The organism is Dactylosporangium sp. CA-052675, from assembly GCF_050947935.1.
Lineage (GTDB): Bacteria > Actinomycetota > Actinomycetes > Mycobacteriales > Micromonosporaceae > Dactylosporangium.
Genome location: NZ_CP192010.1, coordinates 5,489,413 through 5,507,828 on the forward strand (window position 1 = coordinate 5,489,413; position 18,416 = coordinate 5,507,828).

An 18,416-nucleotide genomic window follows, 5' to 3' on the forward strand; every position below is an offset into this window, starting at 1 on the left:
CGCATCACCGTGCGCGGCCGGCCGCCGCGACGCGGGGCAGCTAGTGCAGGGCGGCGGCGACGAGCACGGTCAGCAGGCCCGCCGCCCACAGCAGCAGCGTCCCGCCGGCCAGGCGCCGCTGGCGCTCGCGCGCCCGGGCCCGCAGCAGCGGCACGGCGACGACGCAGGACAGCACCAGCACGCCCGAGCCCGCGAGCCACACGACCCGGGCGGCGCCGAGATACAGGTGGGCGGCGCCGGACAGCAGGGCGATCCACGTCGTCGCGAACGTCAGCCAGGCCGGTGCGCGGCGGACCTCGCGCCACGGGTCGCGGCCGTACTCCTGCGACACTAGGGCGCGTCGAGCAGTTCGACGGTCACCGCGGCCGTGTCGCCGACCCCCAGGCCCTGGGCGGTGCGCACGGCGCGCTTGAGCGGCAGCACGTACGGGCCGTCGCCCGACGGAAAGATGGACGTCCTCCACGCCGTGGTGCCGATCCGCGCCCGGACGCGCACCGAGCCGAAGCCGCGCCGCGTGCCGGCGGTCAGCTCGCGGATCTCCTCCGAGGGCTCGACCGGCAGGCTCACGAAGACCCAGGAGTCGCCGCGGCGGGCGTCCCACTCCCACAGCTCGGCCTCGAACGCGACGATCATGGGCTCAGCATCACACATCCGCGGCCGCGCAACCACGCCGTGAGGGCCGGGCCCGCCAGCACCTCGTCGCCGACCGCCGCCGCGCCCGACACGCAGCCCACCGCGCCGGTCAGGGCGGCGCCGTCGAGGCGGACGCCGGCCAGGCGCAGCGGGGCGGCGGGGGTGCCGAGCACGCAGTAGCGCAGCGAGGCCGCGCGCAGGTCCGCGCCGCGCAGGTCCGCGCCGATCAGCGTGGCCGAGTTGAGCAGGGCGTCGCGCAGGTCGGCGCCGGTGAGGACGGCGCGCACGAGGTCGGCGGCGAACAGGTGGGCGGCCCGCAACGCCGCTCCGGGGGCGTGCAGGCGGTCGGCCTCGGCGCGGGCCAGCTCGGCGCCGGAGAGGTTCGCCGAGGTCAGCTCGGCGCCGCGGAGCCGGGCGGCGGCGAGGTTCGCGCGGACCAGCCGGACGCCGGTGAGGTTCGCGCCCGTGAGGTCCGCGGCGGCGAGGTCCAGGCCGGTCAGGTCGGCGCCGCGCAGGTCCGCGCTCACGCCGCCGAACGGGTCGCCGCCGGCCAGGGCCCGCTCCAGCGCGGCCCGGGAGCGCGGGTCGGCGGGCCAGGCGACCGGGGTTCGGCCGTATGTCGTCATCGGAACAGGACCCGGCCCGCCCACTCGGGGCGCTCGTCGGCGCGGCGGCGGGCGTCGGCGTTCGCGTCCCTCGACAGGCCGCTGGTGTCGACGATGACGTTGAGTCCCTTGGCGAGGGCGCCGTCGAGCTGGTCCTCGAAGACGTCGCCGTCGTAGGCGCCGGGCTGCCCGGCCGGCATCCGCTCCCCCGCGTTCGGCCCCGACCGGAAGATGTCGGCCGGCGCCTTGACGTCCCAGCCCTGGCCGGCCGCGTCGACGAGCCTGCCGAGGTCGCGCTCCAGGGCCGGGCCGCCGGCGGACTCGACGCCTCCCTCGACCGCCCGCACCGCCTCCCCCAGCGTCTCGCCCGCCCCGCCGGCGGCGCCGGGGGCCTCGGGAGCGTCGGGGAGCGGCGCCGAGTCTCCGCGGAAGGGCACCGTGTCCCGGCCGCCGGCGAGGCCCGCGGCCTCCCCCAGCTCGGCGACGCCCTCGGCGGGCTCCGGCTCCGGCGTCGTGTCGCCCCGCCGGGGCACCGTGTCCCCGCCCGGCACCGGGGACTCCGGCTGCGGCGGCGTGAGGTCGCTGTGCCGGTCACCCATGGCCGTCGACCGCCTGGCGCACGTCGCGGGCCCAGTTCACCGACGAGCGCCGGTCGTTGTCGGTCCACACGGCGGGCGGGTACCGCCGCCGGAACGCGTGCACGAACAGGCACACGCGATAGTCGGCGCGCCAGGCGTCGGGATCGGTCCCGTCCGGCGCCTCCGGCGGCCCCCCCGCCGAGCTCGTCGATCCGCGCCGGCAGCGCGGCGAACCAGGCCGACGTCCCCATCGACGCCAGCAGCCGCCCCGCGTCGTCGCGGCCCGCGGCGCCGCCGAGCACCGCCTCGGCCCGCGGCCGGAAGACGCAGCGGTGCCGGCACCCGGCGCACTCCGCGAACGGCGCGAGCGCGTCCCGCACGCTCGGCTCGGCCGCCCGCCAGGCCTCGAACCGGGCCCGCAGCAGCGGGTCGTCGGCGAGCGGGGCCTCCGCCAGCCCCCGGCGCCGGGCGTCCTCGGCGCGCACGTCCGGCACCGCCACCAGCACCGCCTGATCGAGCGCGTTGTGCGACACGACGGCCTCGAACGGGCGCAGGGCCGCCGCCGCCTCGATCTGGTCGTCGTGCATGCCCATGGTCGAGCCGAGCAGCCGGCGGTCCTCCTCGGCCGCGGTGCGGTGCATGATCTTCAGGTTCGTGATCTTGTACGCGTCCTCGGCGACCTTGCCCACCTGCTGATCGATGAGCAGGTACGACTGCCGGTACTTGCGATCCTCGGCGAGCCCCTGCGCGATCCGCTCCGCGGCGAGGGCCTGCGCGTTGCCCTCCTTCTGGTCGCCGGAGCCGTTCTGCGGCGTCGCGCGCGGGAAGACCCGGTGCGCCTCCTCCAGCAGCACCACGTGCGGGGCGTCCGAGGAGCGGCGGTGCTGCCGGTACCAGCCGCGCATCGCCGTGATGATCAGCAGCGTGATGAGCGACTGCTCCTTGGCGTTGTCCCCGACGCCGGCGAGCTCGAAGACGACCGGGCGGCGCATGAGGGTGGCGATGTCGTAGGAGCGGCGGCAGTTCAGCGTCGTGCCGCACGCGCCCTCGACGAGCGCCTCGGCGCGCAGCCGGGCCGCGGCGTCGATGTTCGCGTGGGTCTCGCCGGCGTACCCCAGCTGCTCCACGACCTCGGCGAGCGCCCCGGCGAACTCGGGCAGCACCGGCCACCGCTCGCCGTCGGCCGGCCGGGCGCGGTGCGTGGCGTGGAAGCCGCGGCGGCGGTAGGTCTCCACGAGCGCGCGGCGGTAGAGGAACGGCAGCGGGTCCCAGAGCCCGAACGCGGCCTCGAAGCAGGCGAGCAGGTTGGACACGTGGGAGTTCACGGTCGCCCCGTCGGGCACCTGGAACGGGTTGAGCCGCAGCGGCGCCACCTCGTCGTCCCCGACGGTGAACACGAGCAGGTCGTCGAAGTCCTCGAGGGTGGCCAGCCAGCGGTAGTCGTCCAGGGCCGCGTTGACCGGCTCGATGACGGCGAACGGCACCCCGTGGCCGCGCAGCTGCCGGCACAGGTGCAGCGCGGTGTTGGTCTTGCCGGACCCGGGCGTGCCGACGATGAAGCCGTGCCGGGGCAGGTCCGCGACCGCGAACCCGACGTCGCCCCCGATCGAGCTGCCGATCGAGCTGCCGGTCGGGTCCCCCGCCGGGCCGGCGCCGGGCTGGCGGCCGAGCAGCAGCGCCGGGCCGGTCGGGGCGGCGACGACCCGCACGGGGTCGCGCGGCGCGACGACCGCGATCCCGGGCGCGTGGCCCTCGAGCGCGAGCGGCAGCCGGAACAGGCTCGCGGCCTCGTCGCGGTCGGCGAGCAGCCGCAGCAGGCGCAGGCTGTCGCGGGCCGGGACGCGGCCGGGCGCGGACTCGGCGCGCAGGACGGCGTCGAGCTCCCCGCCGCCCCACTCCAGCGGCTGCAGGGTGGTGAAGGCGCGCACGAGCGCGTCGTGCTCGGCCGGGCCCGCCGGCCGGGCCACCGCGTGTCCACTGAGGACGGTCTGCGGGTCGTCGCGCTCGGGCTGGGCCTTCGGGGCCGGGCTCACGGTCGCGCCGACGAGCCCTATCAGGGTCTCCGGCAGCGGCTGCGGGCTCGCGACGGTCACCCCGAAGCGGAAGGCGCGGCCGTCGTAGCGCCGCAGCGCGTCGAGGTAGTAGGGCTCGATGACGACCGCCCCGCCGTCGGCCGGCATGCGGATCTGGCCGCCGACGTCCGCGGGGATCTCGTTGGGCTGGGCGAGGCGCCGGTAGCGCGTGGCCTCGGTCTCCAGCATCCGGCGCAGCGCCGGGGGCACCGCCCCGGCGGTCAGCTCCACGCAGAGCGCCACCGGCGAGGGGTGCAGCCGCACCGCCTCCAGCAGCCCCTCCCAGCCGTGCGGCCGGCGCCCGAACGGCTCGACGGCCACGTACGCGGGCACGCCGGCGTCGACGCGCTCGGGCCGGGCGAGCCGGATGCGCTTGTGCACCTGGGCGATCCCGCCCGGCGCGGGCACGAACGGGGAGAGCACCTCGCGGACGCGCCCGGCCTCGGACAGCGGCTCGACCCGCACGTGCTCGGGCACGTTGGCCAGCGTGGCCGCGAGCGAGCGGGCGGCGCGCAGGGCCAGGTCCGCGTTGGGCTGCTCGACGCGGCCGAGCAGGTACACCTCGATGCGCCCGGGCTCGAGACGCAGCAGGCGCAGGGCCACGGACTCGGTCTCCGGCAGCGCGAGGAACTGCCCGAGGTAGGCGGCCTGCTCGCCGACGGCACGATCGAGCCGCTCGGCGACGTCCAGGCGGGCGTACTCCGAGCGGCGCGAGAGGTCGACGGCCGCGGTGACCCGCAGCGCCACCCAGCCCCAGACCCGGCCGGGCCCGGCGAGCAGGTAGGGGGCGGGGACGAGCGCGCCGGTCACTGGGGCGGCTGGGTTCCGTACGGCGGGGCACTCTGCGGCGGGGCACTGACGGGCGGGGCACTGACGGGCGGGGCGCTGACCGGCGGGGCGCTCGCCGGGTAGCCGGGCCGGACCTGCGGCCAGGCGCCGGTGACCGGCTGCGGCGGCGCGACGGGCACGACCATGACCGGGGCGATGGCCGGCGGCGCGATCTGCGAGCCGGGCGGCATCGGGGCCTCGGGCGTGGTCGCGACGAGCCGGTTGGTCTCCTCGGTCGCGCCGAGCCCGGCGATGGCCGACTGCACGCCGAGGCGGGTGATGCTGTGCGTGATCTCGCGCAGCGCCCGGGTCCGCCCGCCGTTGATCGCGGAGCGGTAGCTGGCCCCGCCGGCCATGGCCCGGAACCCGTCGCGCAGCGCGTGGCCGATCAGGATGATCGTCGAGCGGGAGCGCCACATGGTCCAGCCGAAGTACAGGTCGGTGCCGTAGGTCTGCACGGCGACGAGCGACTGCAGCCGCGTGTCGCCGAAGGACATGAGGTACTGCCCGGCGATGCGCACCGGCGCCATCGGGAACGGCAGGGCGCGCTGGGCCGCGGACTGCAGCATGTAGCCGTAGACCGCCGGGGCGGCCGCGGCCCGGTTCTCCACGAGCAGCGCGTACTCCGCGATCGGCTCCTTGATCGGGAAGAACAGCGCCACGATCCAGGCGATGAACGCCAGCGCGATGACGATCGCCGGCACGATCACCGAGGCGCCGGTCGCGGCGCCGAGGGTGTTCAGGTCGCCCTGGGAGCTGGTGCCGATGTTGGCGAACAGGCCGCACGCGCAGCAGACGATGACGAAGGTCGCCAGCGACAGCACGAGCGCGACGTTCGAGGCCCGGACCGTGTGCGGCCGCAGCTGCTTCCAAGTCACGCTGTCGTCGGCGAACTCGTCCGGATCGGTGTAGGTGACCCGCGCGTTGCGGTAGGCGGCCTGCACGTTGTGCATCGCCTGGTCCCACGGCTCGCCGCCCGCGCCGCCCCAGCCCTGTGTCGTCATCGGACTCCCCGTCGATTCGGCGTGACGCTGCGTGAGCCGCCCGGTCCTGCGCCAATCTATGGAAGCCCCGGCGCCGTCACAAGACCGTCATACGGAATCCCGCGATCTTCGCGCCGTTCGTCGGCCCGCGCTCCCCGGTCGGCGGCGGGCCGCGACCCGTTCGCCGGAGCGAGTCCGGCTGCCGGTCGCGGGCTCAGGCCGGCAGCAGCGCGTTCGCGCGGGTCAGCACCGTGTCGAGCACCCGGCCGGCCACGGCGAGGTCGGCCTCGGGCAGGTCGCCCCAGAGCCGGTGGGTGACGTCGAGGACGGCCGCGCGGACCTCGCGGAACACCGCATGGCCGCGAGCGGTCACCGCGCCGGCGGCGTCGACCAGGCCGCGCTCGGCGAGCTGCGCCACCAGCCGGTCGGCCGCGGCCCCGTCGATGTGCAGGGCGGCGGGGATCGAGCCGCCGCCGATGGTCAGGCTCAGCGCGACCCACTGCCGCTCCGTCAGGCCGGGGCCGGCCAGGAGCCGCTCGAGGATCGCGTTGAGCGCCTTCTCGGTGCGGCCGATCAGCTGCGTGCCGAAGTCCATGGGAACCCCTCCGTTAATCGTTAGTGCGACTAACGCAAACGCTAGACCGTTAGTCGCACTAACGCAAGTGGTAGAGTGCGGTGGTGAGACGGCTGAGCTCCCTGCCGACCCGGCTGCTGTCGCTGGCCGCGATGCAGTCCGACCGGCGGGTCACCGAGGGCCTGGCGACGGCGGACGCGCGCAAGTGGCACTTCGCCGTGCTCGCCACGCTGGACGAGTCCGGCCCCGCCAGCCAGGCCCAGCTCAGCGAGCGCACCGGCATCTTCCGCAGCGACATCGTCGCGGTCGTCAACGAGCTGGCCGGGCGCGGGCAGGTCGAGCGGGCGCCGAACCCGGCCGACCGCCGCCAGAACGTCATCAGCCTCACCGCCCGCGGCCGCCGGCAGCTGGCGACCCTGGACGGCCTGCTGGCCGAGGCCGAGGACGACGTCCTGGCCCCGTTGAGCCCGGCCGAGCGGGCCGAGCTCGTCCGGCTGCTGACCGCGATCGTGCGGCCGCACGAGTAGCGTCCACGCTCGGCCCGGGGCCGCGGCGTCCACGTCCGGGGTCGGCGGGTCGGCCAGGTCTCGGCGAAGCGGCCGCGGGCGCACCGGCCGGCGGTCACCATGTCGTCTGTGACGTTGCCTGCCGGTCGTGATCGCTATCTGGACGTGCTGCGCGCTGTGGCGATCGCCCGGGTCGTGGTGTTCCACATGTTCAGCGTGGTGTGGCTCAGCTGGGCCTTCCCGGCGATGGGGGTCATGTTCGCCCTGGGCGGCTCCCTCATGGCCGCGTCGCTGCAGCGCTCGGCGGTGCGGGCGGTGACCGGCCGGGTCCGGCGGCTGCTGCCCGCGCTGTGGGTGCTGGCGGCGTTCGTCGTGCCGGTGATGCTGTGGCACGGCTGGACGGCGGCCGACCCGGACGGCCGCGACCTGCGCCTGCTGGTGTTCTGGCTCGTGCCCCTCGCCGACCCGCCCGGCAGCGCCTGGGCCGGTGACGCGACAGTGGTGCTGTGGTACCTGGTGACGTACCTGTGGCTGGTCCTGCTCTCGCCCCTGGCGTGGCGGCTGTTCCGCCGGCTGCCGGTCGTCGCGACGGCGCTGCCGCTGGCCGTGCTGGCCGCCACCCAGCTGGTGCCCGGGCACGCGGGGCTGGACGTGCTCGGCGGGCGGGCCGAGGCGGTGGTGCTCGACGTGGCCACGTTCGGGTCGTGCTGGATGGCGGGGTTCGCGCACCGCACCGGCGCGCTGCGCCGCCTGCACCCGGCGGCGCTGGCCGCGCTGGCCGGCGGCGCTCTCGCGGCCGGTGCCGCCTGGGCGTTCACCCATCCGGCCGAGGACGGCACCGGCAACCTCAACGACATCCCGCTCGCCCAGGGCCTCTACTCCTTCGGCTTCGCGATCCTGCTGCTGCGGGCCGCCCCGGCGATGCGGTGGCTGCGGCGGGTCCCGCTGCTGGACCGCGCGGTCACGCTGCTCAACGCCCGGGCGGTGACCATCTACCTCTGGCACAACATCGCCATCGCGCTGTGCTTCGGGGTCGGTGACCGGCTGCACGTGTGGCAGCTCGGGCCCGCGACCGAACTGGGGTACTTCGCCGTGGCCCTCGTCCTGCTCTGCGTCCCGGTGCTGGTGCTGGGGCCGGTGGAGGATCTCGCCGCGCGCCGCCGCCCGGCGCTGCTGCCGGCCCAGCGAACGGCCGCCGGCGACCGGTCCCCCGGCCACGTCCCCGGCCATGTCCCCGGCCATGTCCCCGGCCATGTCCCCGCCCACGCCGCGGCGCCGGGCCGGCCACCGGGCGTCGGCGACGATCCGCCGCGGCGGCTCTAAACCCCGCCGGCCGCCGCGCGCGTCTACTGGGCGGACATGGCCCACGGAGGGGGGACGGCGCGGGTGCGGGTCGACGATGAGCGGGAGTACGTCGAGTACGTGCGGGCCCAGCTGCCGAGGCTGCACCGCGTCGCGGTGCTGGTGCTCGGGGACCGCGACCGCGCCGAGGACGCGGTGCAGAACGCGCTGACCACGCTCTACAAGCGCTGGTCCAGGCGGGGTGAGGTGGCCAACCTCGACGCGTACGTGCACTCGATGGTCGTGCGCGCGTGCCTGTCGGACCAGCGGCGCCCCTGGGCGAGGGTGTTCCTGCGCGGGTCGCCGCCGGACCGGGAGGTCGACGCCGCCACGGGGGCGGTCGACGACCGGCTCGCCGTGCGCCAGGCGCTGCGCCGGCTGCCCGAGCGGCAGCGGCTCGTCGTGGCGCTGCGGTTCCTGTGCGACATGTCGGTCGCCGACGTCGCGCAGGTGCTCGGCCGCTCCGAGGGCACGATCAAGGCGCAGACGTCGGTGGCGCTGCGCACGCTGCGGGAACTGTTCGAGGCGTCGTCGCGCGCCGAGCTGCCGGCGAGGAGGTCAGCGTGAGCCCCGAGGAAGTGCTGCAGTCGTACGCCGGGCAGGACGTCACCCCGACCCGGATGAGCGCCGACGACGTCCTCGACGCCGCGAAGGCCCGCATCCGCCGGGGCCGGACCCGGGTCGCCGTCCTCGCCGGGGTCGCCGCGCTGCTCGTGCTGGCGGGCGTGGCGTTCGCGCTGCCGTCGCGCCGGCCGGATCGCGGTCTGCCGGCGGTACCACCGTCGGCAAACCCGTCCGTGAGCGGCTCGGCCCGGGCCTGGCCGCCCGCGGTCACGACGCCCGGGGCGCCCCTGACGTGCACGGCGCAGGCGCTGCCGGAGCTGGCCGGCACCACGCCCGACGGCCGCGTGGTGCGGGCGATCGACCCGAGCGGGCGGTGGATCGTCGGCAGCTCGAAGCTCGGCCTGCTGGTCTGGCACGACGGCGAGGTCAGCAACCCGCCGGCGGCCCGGAACTTCGTGCCGGCCGCCGTCGACGCGCAGGGCACCATCGGCGGCTACGAGAACCTCGCCGACCACCGCAAGGCCGCGGCGCTCTTCCGGGGCGGCAAGGTCGTCCGGCTGCCGCTGCCGAACGACGCCGTCTCCAGCGAGGTCACGGACCTGGACGCCCACGGCAACCTGCTCGGCACCGCCGAGCTCGACGGCCACCAGGGGACCATCCCGGTGCTGTGGCCGGGCGCGAAAAGCCCGCTGCCGCTGGTCACGCCGCCGCAACTGCGGTGGGAGTTCCCCGACGTGCCGCGCCCGAGCGGCATCAACGGCGACGGTGTCATGGTCGGCCACGTGTACCTGCCGCCGGCCGCCGACGGGGGCCGCGCGCCGGCGGCCTATCGCTGGAACCTCGACGGCGGGGGCACGCTGCTCGACGCGCCGACCGCGGAGCCGAGACTGATCGCGGGCGACTGGGTCATCGGCACCGGCTACGTCGGGGCCGACCTGGGGCTGCGCGGACACCGGCGGCCGGCCGAGTACGGGCAGACCGGCCAGCCGAGCGTGCGCTGGAACATGCGCACGGGCACGGCCGACACCATGGGCCCGTTCACCGCCATGGCGCTCAGCGAGAACGGGCGGGCCGTCGGCGTGCGCGACACGAAGGACTACCAGCCGGCCGTGTGGAGCGACGGCACCGTCACGCCGCTCCCGCTGCCGGGCGCGGCCGCCGGGTTGCTGTACTACGCCGACATCTCCGCGGACGGCCGGACGCTCGTGGCCACCATGCGCGACGGCGACCACGGCCCGTACACGATCGTCAGGTGGACCTGCTGAGTCAGGCCGCGCCCGGCCCGGCCTGACGCCCCGGCCGATCCCTCGTATCCTGCGAGGGTGACCGTCGCCGGGAGCCCGTCACCGATCGCGTGGTACGGCGGGAGCTTCGTGTACTACGACGAGCCCGAGCCCGGGCCGACCGAGGGCGAGCTCGACGCGGCCGCCGAGCTCGCCCGCGAGCGGCGTCGGGCCGGGTTCACGCCAGAGAGCTTCGGCCCCGAGCCCGGGCCGCGCTCGCGCACCGGCGTCGTGCTGGGCCGGTTCCTGCCGGTGCACGAGGGCCATCGGTACCTGATCGAGTTCGCCCGCGCCCACGCCGAGCGCGTGCACATCTTCGCGCGGGTCGCGCCCGACGACCCGATCCCGTGGCAGGTGCGCCGGGAGTGGATGCGCGAGCTGTTCCCGGACCTGCCGGTCACCGCGATCGACGGCGAGCAGGACGAGTGGGTGCCCCGCATCCTGGCCGAGGTCCGCCCGGACTACCTGTTCAGCGCCGAGCCCTGGGGCCCCGGGTTCGCCGCGCGGCTCGGGGCCCGGTTCGTCGGCGTCGACCGCCTCGCCGTTCCCGTCTCCGGCACGGCGGTGCGCAACGGGCCGTGGGACTACGAGCGCTACCTGCCGCCGCCGGTCAAGGCCTGGTACACCCGCCGCGTCTGCCTCATCGGCGCCGAGTCGACCGGCAAGACGACCCTGGCCCGGGACCTCGCGCGGCAGTTCGACACCGTGTGGCTGCCCGAGCGCCTGCGCGCCCTGGGCCCCGACTTCGGCCCCGCCGACCTCGCCCTCGCCGCGCACGGGCAGCGCGCCGCCGAGGAGGCGCTGGCCCGCCGGTCCCGGGTCGCGCTGTTCTGCGACACGGACCTGCTCTCCGCGCGGCTGTGGAGCGAGCGGCTGTTCGGGGCCGCACCGCCCTGGCTGGTCGAGGCGGCGCAGCGCCAGACGCAGCACCTGTACCTGCTGTGCGCCGCGGACGTGCCGTACGCGGGCGACGAGCGGCACAACACCCCCGCCGAGCGCCGCGACTTCCACGCCGCCGCCGAGCGCGAGCTGATCCGCCTGGGCCGCCCGTACGTGGTGCTCGAAGGCGACTTCCCCACGCGCTACGCGAAGGCCGTGGAGGCCGTGCGCGACCTGCTGGCCCCGCGCCGGGCATGACGCGGGCCCCGATGCCCCGGGACCCGAGCACGACCGGGAGCCCGAGCACGACCTGGGACCCGAGCACGGCCCGGAGCCCGAGCACGACCTGGGACCCGAGCATGACCTGGGGACCGGGCCTGACCTGGGACCCGCGGCTGCGCCGGTTCGTGCTGACCGGGTACGCCGAGGTGGCCGCGGTGCTGCGGGACCCGGTCACGTTCTCCTCGGCCGTGGCCCCGCCGGTCCCCGCCGCCGACCGGGACCTGCTCGCCGGCTTCGCCGCCTGGTCCGCGCGCTGGCTGTTCTTCCTGGACCCGCCGGATCACACGGTACGGCGGGCGCCGGTCGCCCGCGCCCTGGCCCCCAGCGCGATCGCGCCCCGGGCCGAGCCCGTCGCCGCGCTGGCCCGGCGGCTGCTGGCGGACCTGCCCGGCCCCTCGTTCGACGCCCTCGCGGACTTCGCGCACCCGTTGGCGGCCCGGGTCGTCGCCGGCCTGCTGTGCGCGCCGGGCGAGGCGACGGAGGCCGTCCTGGCCCGCGCCCGGATGCTGGAGCGGGCGGGCGCGCACGCCCGCGACCCCGGCGCCCGCCGGGCCGGCCTGCGGGCGATCGCCGAACTGGGCCCGGCGTCGTTCTCGCCCGCGGCGCCGATCCCGTCCGCGCTGCGGGCGGCCTGGGGCGCGTCCGACCCGCACGTGGCCGCGCACAGCGCGATGCTGCTGTTCGCCGGCGTCGAGACGACCCAGAACCTGATCGTGAACACCCTGCACGCGATGCTGAGCACCGGCTCGTGGCCGGCCCCGGCCGCCGCCGCGGTGGAGGAGGGTGCGCGGTTCGCCCCGCCGGTCCTGGGTGTCCTGCGCCGCACGACCCGCGCGGTCGAACTGGCCGGCCGCACGCTGCCGGCGGGCGCCGACCTGGTGGCCATGACGGCCGCGGCGAACCGCGACCCCGCGCGCTTCGCCGACCCGGACCGCTTCGACCCGGCCCGCAGCCCGAATCCGCACCTGTCCTTCGGCCTGGGCCGGCACTACTGCCCCGGCGCCGAGCTGAGCCGCCAGACCGCGCGCGCGGCGCTGGCGGCCCTGCTCGACGCCTTCCCGAGGCTGGAGCTCACCGAGCCCGACCCGCCGTGGCGGGACCACGACCCGATCATCCACGCCCCGAAGCGGCTGCTGGTCGCTCAGCCGGCCGCGGAGCGGAACACCGGGTAGTAGCCGCCCGACTGCCCGGCGGCCGTCGGGTGGTACGAGACGGTGAGGTTGACGTAGTTGAGCGCGTGCAGCCACTTGTCCCCGTAGCTGCACAGCTGGTGCCCGACGAACGCGGAGCGCACGTCGGCGAACGTGAAGCCGGCCGCGGCGGCCGCCGTCTTCGTGGTGTCGTCGAGCAGGTTGATGCCCTCGTTGATCTTCGCCCGGGAGGTCGCGCTGAGCCCGACGCAGATCGTGCCGAGCTGGTAGAACACCGGGTAGCCGACGACCACGACCCGCGCCGAGGGGGCCTTGGCCCGGATCGCCTTGTAGACGTTGCCGAGCTTGCCGGGCAGCTCGGTGCGGACCCTGGTCTCCGCGGCCGAGACGGCGGCGACGCAGTCCGTCTCGCCCTGCAGCACGCAGGTGGTCATGATGCTGGTGAAGCCGATGTCGTTGCCCCCGACGGTGACGCTCACGAGGGTGGTGCTCGACGTCAGCGACGACACCTGGCTGTTGATGACGTCGGCGGTCGTCGCGCCCGAGCAGGCGACCGACTTGTAGGCCGCGGGCTTGACGTTGGCGTTGTAGAGGGCGGGGTAGGCGTTGGTGCTGCGCTGGCAGGAGCCGCTCTCGGCGGTGTAGCTGTCGGCCCCGACGCCGGAGGCGTAGGAGTCGCCGAGGGCGACGTACCGGTCGGTCGCGGCCGCATCGGCGGGCGCCGCGAGGGCGAGCACGACGCCGAAGCCGGCGGCCGCGCTGAGGACGATGGAAACGAGACGGGGTCTCCGCACTTCGTACTCCCAGGGGAATGAGGAGCGTAGTCCGGAGATTGATATCAAGCTATGTATGCCCGCGTGAAGATCGTCTTTCGCCAATCGATGAAACGCACAAAAGCCGCGAAGGCCCGCTCACCGGCCCCGGCGTTCGAGCTCCGCCAGGCCGATCAGGTCCTCCGGCTCCGTGTCGGGCACGTCGGTGTCGAAGCGGGCCAGCGGGCGGTACCACATCGCGGCCAGGGCGATCGCCGCGATGGCCGCGCCGAAGAGCAGGTACGTGGGGGCCAGGCCGATCGCGGCGGACACCCCGGGCCCGATCAGCATGAAGCCGATCGGCAGCGTGCCGAAGGCGAAGACCGTGTTCACCGCGAACACCCGGCCGTGGGCGCGGGGCGGCACCTTCACCTGCACGATCGTGGCGTAGACGGCGTTCATCACCGTCAGGGCCGCGAACATGCCGAAGACCCCCGCGGCGATGACCGGGACCGAGCGGGACACCCCCGCCAGCGCGGCGAACGCGGCGAACGTCAGCGCGGACAGCAGCACGCCCCGCATACGGCGCCGGGCCGGGCCGCCCCAGAGGGTCATGAGCAGGCCGCCGGCCACGACGCCGGCGCCGCCCGCCACCGCCACCTGGGTCACCGCGCGCAGGCCGCCGACGCTCAGCACCAGCGGCTGGACCAGGACCAGGACCGGGCCCAGGAACAGGTTCGACACGGCGAAGAACAGCAGCATGGCGCGGAACCCCGGCGTGCCCATGGCGTAGCGGAAGCCGCTGCGGATCTCCCGGCCCATGGGCTCGCGGCGGCGGTAGCCCATCAGGGCCGGGAACCGGGCGCAGGCCAGCACCACGACGGCGACCGCGTAGGAGCCCACGTCGAGCGCGAGGATGCCGTCCAGGCCGATGGCGGCCATGACCCCGACGGCGGCCACCGGCACGAGGAACTGGGCGATGCCCGCGCCGAGCTGGACCATGCCGTTGGCGTGGCCGAGGTACCGCTTCGGCACCAGCTGGGGCACCGCCGAGGTGTACGCGAGACGCTGGAAGGTCAGGGCGACCGACAGGACGGCCAGCAGGGCGTAGATGTGCCAGATCTGCAGGCGGTCGGTGAGCAGCAGCGCCAGGAACACGCCCTGGGTCGCCAGGGCGGCGCCGTCACTGGCGAGCATCACCGCCCGGCGGCTGTGCCGGTCGACCAGGGCGCCCGCGACCGGGAGCACCAGCATGCCGGGGACCAGCGCGATCGTCGAGAACAGGGCGAGCCCGAGCAGCGAGTGGGTGTGCAGGTAGATCCAGACCGGGACGGCGAACTCCGTCATGGCGGTGCCGGTCATCGACACCAGCTGGCTCGCGGCCACGCCGAGGAAGCGGCGCATGCTCGGCTCCGGGGCGGCGCCGCGCTCGCCCGTGGAGACGGCGGCCAGGCGCCACGTGTCCGAGGCGTGCTCGGCGCCGGCCTCGAACGGCAGGCGCGCGGTCAGCACCCGGGCCAGCTCGGCCGCCCGCCACTTCAGGAAGTAGTGGCCCGCCTCGTCCAGCACGTACAGGGCGGTCCGGTCGGACAGGAAGTGCCACTCCCGGAAGCGCTCCTGGTGGTACATGGTCTCGTCGTCGCGCTCGCCGACGATCGACACGACGGGGGCCCGCAGGCGGGTGGTGCCGGTGCGGTACAGCTCGGTGAAGAACTCCTCGGCCGCCTCGGTGTCGCGGCGCATCCCGCGGACCATGGCGCGGATCTGGTCCTCGCCGAAGTCGCTGAGGTCGAGGCCGATGGAGGTGAGCCAGTTGGCGTAGGCGCGGTCGCTGCGCAGGCGCTCGAACCGGTTGAGCAGCTCGACGAACCGGCCACGGGGCCGGGCGAACGGGAAGATGGCGCCGGTGAACAGCGTCTCCACCGGGCGGCCGGCGGCCTCCAGGGCACAGGCGACCGCGACGGCCAGGGCGCCGCCGAGGCCGCAGTGGCCGTAGACCGCGACCGGGCCCTCCACGCGCTCGAGGATCTCGGCGGTGGTGGCGGCGACCAGGGTGTCGAACGCCTCCCGCCGTTCCTGCAGGCCGATGTCGTTGCCGGGGACGGCCAGCGCGAGCAGGGCGTGGCGGGGCGGGAGGGCGTCGGCGAGCGGCTGGTAGACGATGGCGCTGCCGCCGCCGTACGGCATGCAGACGAGGGTCAGCTCCGGGGCGCCCTCGGTGACCGGCCCGGTGAGCTCGTGCAGGAGCCGGCGGGGCCCGCGCCGCTCGGCCGGGGTGTCGACGAGGGCGGCGAGCCCGCGCACGGTCGGATGCTTGAACAGCTCCATGACGCTCACGGGCGTCGGCAGGACCCCGCGGAGCCTGGCCACGACCTGGGTGGCGAGCAGCGAGTGCCCGCCGAGGTCGAAGAAGTCGTCGTCGGCGCCGACGCGGGGCAGGCCGAGCACCGCGGCCCACACCCCGGCGACGGCGACCTCGGTCGGGGTCGAGGGCTCGGCGAACGCCCGCGAGCGCACCGCGGGGGCGGGCAGGGCGCGGCGGTCGAGCTTGCCGTTGGCGGTCACCGGCAGCTCGGGGAGGGTGACGTACGCGGCCGGCACCATCGCGTCCGGCAGCACCCGCTTGAGCGCGGCGCGCAGGTCCCCGAAGCCCGCGCCGACCACGTAGGCGACCAGGCGCTGGTCCCCCGGCCGGTCCTCGCGCACGACGACGGCCGCGTCCCGCACGCCGGGCTGGGCGCGCAGGACCGCCGCGATCTCCCCCGGCTCGATCCGCATCCCGCGCAGCTTCACCTGGTCGTCGAGGCGGCCGAGGTACTCCAGCGTGCCGTCCGGGTCGCGCAGCACGAGATCGCCGGTGGCGTACATCCCGTCGCGGAAGCGCTCGGCGGTCAGCTCGGGGCGGTTGAGGTACCCGGGGGCCACCCCGACGCCCGCGATGTGCAGCTCGCCGGGGACCCCGACGGGCACCGGCGCGCCCGCGGGGTCCAGGACGTACAGCCGGATGTTCTGGATCGGCCGCCCGATCGGCACGCGCGCCCGTCCGGCGAGCGCCTCGGCCGAGCACTGCCACCAGCTGACGTCGATGGCGGCCTCGGTCGGGCCGTAGAGGTTGTGCACCGGGCAGCCGAGGCGCTCCAGCGCGGCCCGGGCCAGGTCGACCGGCAGCGCCTCCCCGCTGGCGATGACCCGGCGCAGGCTCGTGCACGCCTCGATCCCGTCCTCGGCGAGGAACGCCGCGAGCATCGACGGGACGAAGTGGACGGTCGTGATCCGCTCGGCGGCGATGAGGTCGCGCAGGTAGGCGGCGTCGCGGTGGCCGCCGGGGCGGGCCAGCACCAGCCGGGCGCCGGTGATGAGCGGCCAGAACAGCTCCCACACGGACACGTCGAAGCCGATCGGGGTCTTCTGCAGCACCGCGTCGGCGGGGCCGAGGCCGAAGGCGCGCTGCATCCAGTCGAGCCGGTTGTGGATCGCGCGGTGGGTGGTGGGCACGCCCTTGGGCCGGCCGGTGGAGCCGGACGTGTAGATGACGTAGGCGACGTCGTCCCGCGGCAGCGGCGCTCCCTCGCGGACCTCGACCGCGCCCTCGGACACGACGGCCACCGGGGCGGCGTCGGACACCATGAAGGCCGTGCGCTCCGGCGGGTTGTCCGCGTCGAGCGGCACATAGGCGGCGCCGGACTTGAGCACACCGAGGAGGGCGACGACGAGCTCCGGCCCGCGCTGCAGGTGCACGCCCACGGTGCGGCCGGGGCCGGCGCCGGCCGAGCGCAGGCGGTCCGCAAGCGCGTCGGCCCGCGCGTCGAGCTCGCGGTAGGACATGCTGCGCAGCTCGAAGACGACGGCGGGCGCGTCGGGGGTCCGGCGCGCCTGCCGCGCGATGAGCTCGTGCAGGGTGCGGGCGGGGCCGATGTCCACGGTGGACTCGTTGACGGAGTCCATGACGAACGCGCGCTCGTCCGGGCCGAGCATGGGGATGCGGCTGACGCGCTGGTCCGGGTCGGCGGTCACGGCCCGCAGGATGCGCTCGAGGTGCCCGGCCATGCGCTCGACGGTCGCGGGCGCGAAGAGGTCGGTGTTGTACGTGAAGAAGCCGGGCAGCTCGCCGGCGTCGGGGTCGAAGAGGTACAGCTCCAGGTCGAACCGGGTCTGCCGGGCGTCGATCGGGAACGGCTCGACGCGCGGCCCGGCCTCGGGCAGGCCACCGCGGCCGTAGTTGAGCATCGTGAACGTCGCCTGGAACACCGGCGAGCGGGACACGTCCCGCGGGCCGCGCAGGTGGGTGACGATCCGGTCGAAGGGCGTCTCCTGGTGGTCGAACGCGTCCAGCACGCCGTCGCGGACCCGCACCAGGAGCTCGGCGAACGTCGGGTCGCCGGACAGGTCGGCGCGCAGCGCGAGGACGTTGGCGAACAGGCCGACGACGCCCTCCAGCTCGGGCCGGGTGCGCCCGGCGACGGTGGAGCCGACGGCGAAGTCGTCCTGGCGGGAGTAGCGCGCCAGCAGCGTCTGGTACGCGGCCAGCAGCGTCATGTACGGCGTGGCGCCGAAGCGGCGGGCGAGGGCGGCGACGGCGTGGGCGAGGTCGGCGCCGAAGCTCAGCGCGTGCCCGGCGCCGTGGAAGGTCTGCTCGGGCGGGCGCGGCCGGTCGGTGGGCAGGTCCAGCGGTGGCACCCCGGCGAGCCGGTCGCGCCAGTACTCGAGGTCGCGTTCCAGGCGCTCGCCGGTGTAGCGGGCGCGCTGCCAGGCGGCGAAGTCGCCGTAGCGCACCGGCAGCGGGTCGAGGGCCCGGCCCGCGTAGGCGTGCAGCAGGTCCGTGAGGAACACGTCGATGGACCAGCCGTCGGAGCCGATGTGGTGCATGACCACGCTCAGCACGTGCTCGTCGTCGGCGAGCCGGACCAGGGCGGCGCGCACGAGCGGGCCGGTGCCCAGGTCGAACGGGCGCGCGCCGAACTCGGCGACGATCTCGCGGGCGGCGGCCTCGCCGGGCGCGGCGAACGTCTCCAGCCCGACGCGCACAACCTCCTCGACGTGCGCCTCCGGGCGGCCGCCGGCGTCGGTGCCGAAGCGGGTGCGCAGGGTCTCGTGCCGGGCCGCGACCGCGTCGAGGGCGGCTCGCAGCCGGTCGACGTCGAGCGGGCCGGTCAGGCGGGACGCGATCGGGACGGTGTACGCGGACGTGCCGGGGGCCAGCTGGTCCATGAACCACAGCCGCTCCTGGGCGAAGGACAGCGGCGGGCGGGCGTCGTCGGCGCGGCGCGGGATGGTGTCGGCGCGGCGGGTGGCGAGCCGGCGGCGCAGCAGCTCGGCCCGGGCGGCGGCGAGGTCGGTCGAGGGGGCGCCGGTGACCGCGGCGCCCTGTCCCTGGTGGCCCACGCG

General features: G+C 75.8%; 16 protein-coding genes. 7 read left to right on the forward strand and 9 right to left on the reverse strand.

What is annotated here, in order from left to right; translation table 11 throughout:
• Positions 1 to 40 precede the first annotated feature (40 nt).
• Genes ACQP1P_RS25220 through ACQP1P_RS25240 form a run of 5 tightly spaced genes read right to left on the reverse strand, consistent with a single transcriptional unit; the run spans position 41 to position 1,952 of the window.
• Positions 41 to 331 (reverse strand): hypothetical protein, encoded by a 291-nt coding sequence (locus ACQP1P_RS25220; protein WP_433073238.1) that lies wholly within the window; start codon positions 329 to 331, stop codon positions 41 to 43.
• Positions 331 to 633 carry a DUF1905 domain-containing protein gene (locus ACQP1P_RS25225; protein WP_433073241.1) on the reverse strand — a complete coding sequence of 101 codons (303 nt, stop codon included), beginning with the start codon at positions 631 to 633 and terminating at the stop codon, positions 331 to 333. The genes ACQP1P_RS25220 and ACQP1P_RS25225 overlap by 1 nt, the downstream gene beginning before the upstream one ends.
• The gene (locus ACQP1P_RS25230; protein WP_433073244.1) at positions 630 to 1,259 is read right to left on the reverse strand and encodes a pentapeptide repeat-containing protein; all 630 of its coding nucleotides are present in this window, start codon (positions 1,257 to 1,259) and stop codon (positions 630 to 632) included. Before ACQP1P_RS25230 ends, ACQP1P_RS25225 begins: the two co-directional genes overlap by 4 nt.
• Positions 1,256 to 1,837, reverse strand: a complete 582-nt coding sequence (locus ACQP1P_RS25235) for a hypothetical protein (protein WP_433073247.1) — start codon at positions 1,835 to 1,837, stop codon at positions 1,256 to 1,258. Before ACQP1P_RS25235 ends, ACQP1P_RS25230 begins: the two co-directional genes overlap by 4 nt.
• Positions 1,830 to 1,952, reverse strand: a complete 123-nt coding sequence (locus ACQP1P_RS25240) for a hypothetical protein (RefSeq protein WP_433073250.1) — start codon at positions 1,950 to 1,952, stop codon at positions 1,830 to 1,832. The genes ACQP1P_RS25235 and ACQP1P_RS25240 overlap by 8 nt, the downstream gene beginning before the upstream one ends.
• Before the next feature lie 388 nt (positions 1,953 to 2,340).
• On the opposite strand from ACQP1P_RS25240, the gene ACQP1P_RS25245 reads away from it, so the two are divergent.
• A complete protein-coding gene (locus ACQP1P_RS25245) occupies positions 2,341 to 4,800 on the forward strand; it encodes a hypothetical protein (RefSeq protein WP_433073253.1) in 2,460 nt (819 codons plus the stop codon).
• Here ACQP1P_RS25245 and ACQP1P_RS25250 read toward each other — a convergent pair.
• On the reverse strand, positions 4,695 to 5,720 hold the full coding sequence (locus ACQP1P_RS25250; protein ID WP_433073256.1) for a hypothetical protein: 1,026 nt from the start codon (positions 5,718 to 5,720) through the stop codon (positions 4,695 to 4,697). The genes ACQP1P_RS25245 and ACQP1P_RS25250 overlap by 106 nt on opposite strands.
• Positions 5,721 to 5,913: 193 nt before the next feature.
• The gene (locus ACQP1P_RS25255; protein ID WP_433073258.1) at positions 5,914 to 6,294 is read right to left on the reverse strand and encodes a MarR family winged helix-turn-helix transcriptional regulator; all 381 of its coding nucleotides are present in this window, start codon (positions 6,292 to 6,294) and stop codon (positions 5,914 to 5,916) included.
• Positions 6,295 to 6,377: 83 nt separating this feature from the next.
• Between ACQP1P_RS25255 and ACQP1P_RS25260 the strand changes: the two genes are divergently transcribed.
• The 6 genes from ACQP1P_RS25260 to ACQP1P_RS25285 all read left to right on the forward strand — a co-directional run bounded on the left by ACQP1P_RS25260 (position 6,378) and on the right by ACQP1P_RS25285 (position 12,300).
• On the forward strand, positions 6,378 to 6,800 hold the full coding sequence (locus ACQP1P_RS25260; protein WP_433073261.1) for a MarR family winged helix-turn-helix transcriptional regulator: 423 nt from the start codon (positions 6,378 to 6,380) through the stop codon (positions 6,798 to 6,800).
• A gap of 108 nt (positions 6,801 to 6,908) precedes the next feature.
• A complete protein-coding gene (locus ACQP1P_RS25265) occupies positions 6,909 to 8,102 on the forward strand; it encodes an acyltransferase family protein (RefSeq protein WP_433073264.1) in 1,194 nt (397 codons plus the stop codon).
• A gap of 63 nt (positions 8,103 to 8,165) precedes the next feature.
• A complete protein-coding gene (locus ACQP1P_RS25270) occupies positions 8,166 to 8,687 on the forward strand; it encodes a SigE family RNA polymerase sigma factor (RefSeq protein ID WP_433073267.1) in 522 nt (173 codons plus the stop codon).
• Complete coding sequence (locus tag ACQP1P_RS25275; protein ID WP_433073270.1) at positions 8,684 to 9,949, forward strand: hypothetical protein; 1,266 nt, start codon at positions 8,684 to 8,686, stop codon at positions 9,947 to 9,949. Before ACQP1P_RS25270 ends, ACQP1P_RS25275 begins: the two co-directional genes overlap by 4 nt.
• Before the next feature lie 57 nt (positions 9,950 to 10,006).
• On the forward strand, positions 10,007 to 11,104 hold the full coding sequence (locus tag ACQP1P_RS25280) for an AAA family ATPase (RefSeq protein WP_433073273.1): 1,098 nt from the start codon (positions 10,007 to 10,009) through the stop codon (positions 11,102 to 11,104).
• A 101-nt stretch (positions 11,105 to 11,205) separates the two neighbouring features.
• Positions 11,206 to 12,300: a cytochrome P450 gene (locus ACQP1P_RS25285; RefSeq protein ID WP_433073276.1), complete on the forward strand. Its 1,095-nt coding sequence runs from the start codon at positions 11,206 to 11,208 to the stop codon at positions 12,298 to 12,300.
• Here the strand turns inward: ACQP1P_RS25285 and ACQP1P_RS25290 are convergent.
• Both ACQP1P_RS25290 and ACQP1P_RS25295 read right to left on the reverse strand, forming a co-directional pair.
• Complete coding sequence (locus ACQP1P_RS25290) at positions 12,270 to 13,073, reverse strand: SGNH/GDSL hydrolase family protein (RefSeq protein ID WP_433073279.1); 804 nt, start codon at positions 13,071 to 13,073, stop codon at positions 12,270 to 12,272. The two genes, ACQP1P_RS25285 and ACQP1P_RS25290, sit on opposite strands and share 31 nt — an antisense overlap.
• 117 nt (positions 13,074 to 13,190) lie before the next feature.
• Entirely contained in the window at positions 13,191 to 18,413 is a 5,223-nt protein-coding gene (locus tag ACQP1P_RS25295; protein ID WP_433073282.1) for a non-ribosomal peptide synthetase/MFS transporter, read from the reverse strand.
• Positions 18,414 to 18,416 lie beyond the last annotated feature (3 nt).

Coding starts and splice junctions, on each gene's coding strand:
- ACQP1P_RS25230 (WP_433073244.1), bottom strand. CDS start 1,259: ATGACGACATACGGCCGAACCCCGGTCGCCTGGCCCGCCGACCCGCGC.
- ACQP1P_RS25235 (WP_433073247.1), bottom strand. CDS start 1,837: ATGGGTGACCGGCACAGCGACCTCACGCCGCCGCAGCCGGAGTCCCCG.
- ACQP1P_RS25250 (WP_433073256.1), bottom strand. CDS start 5,720: ATGACGACACAGGGCTGGGGCGGCGCGGGCGGCGAGCCGTGGGACCAG.
- ACQP1P_RS25285 (WP_433073276.1), top strand. CDS start 11,206: ATGACCTGGGGACCGGGCCTGACCTGGGACCCGCGGCTGCGCCGGTTC.
- ACQP1P_RS25255 (WP_433073258.1), bottom strand. CDS start 6,294: ATGGACTTCGGCACGCAGCTGATCGGCCGCACCGAGAAGGCGCTCAAC.
- ACQP1P_RS25225 (WP_433073241.1), bottom strand. CDS start 633: ATGATCGTCGCGTTCGAGGCCGAGCTGTGGGAGTGGGACGCCCGCCGC.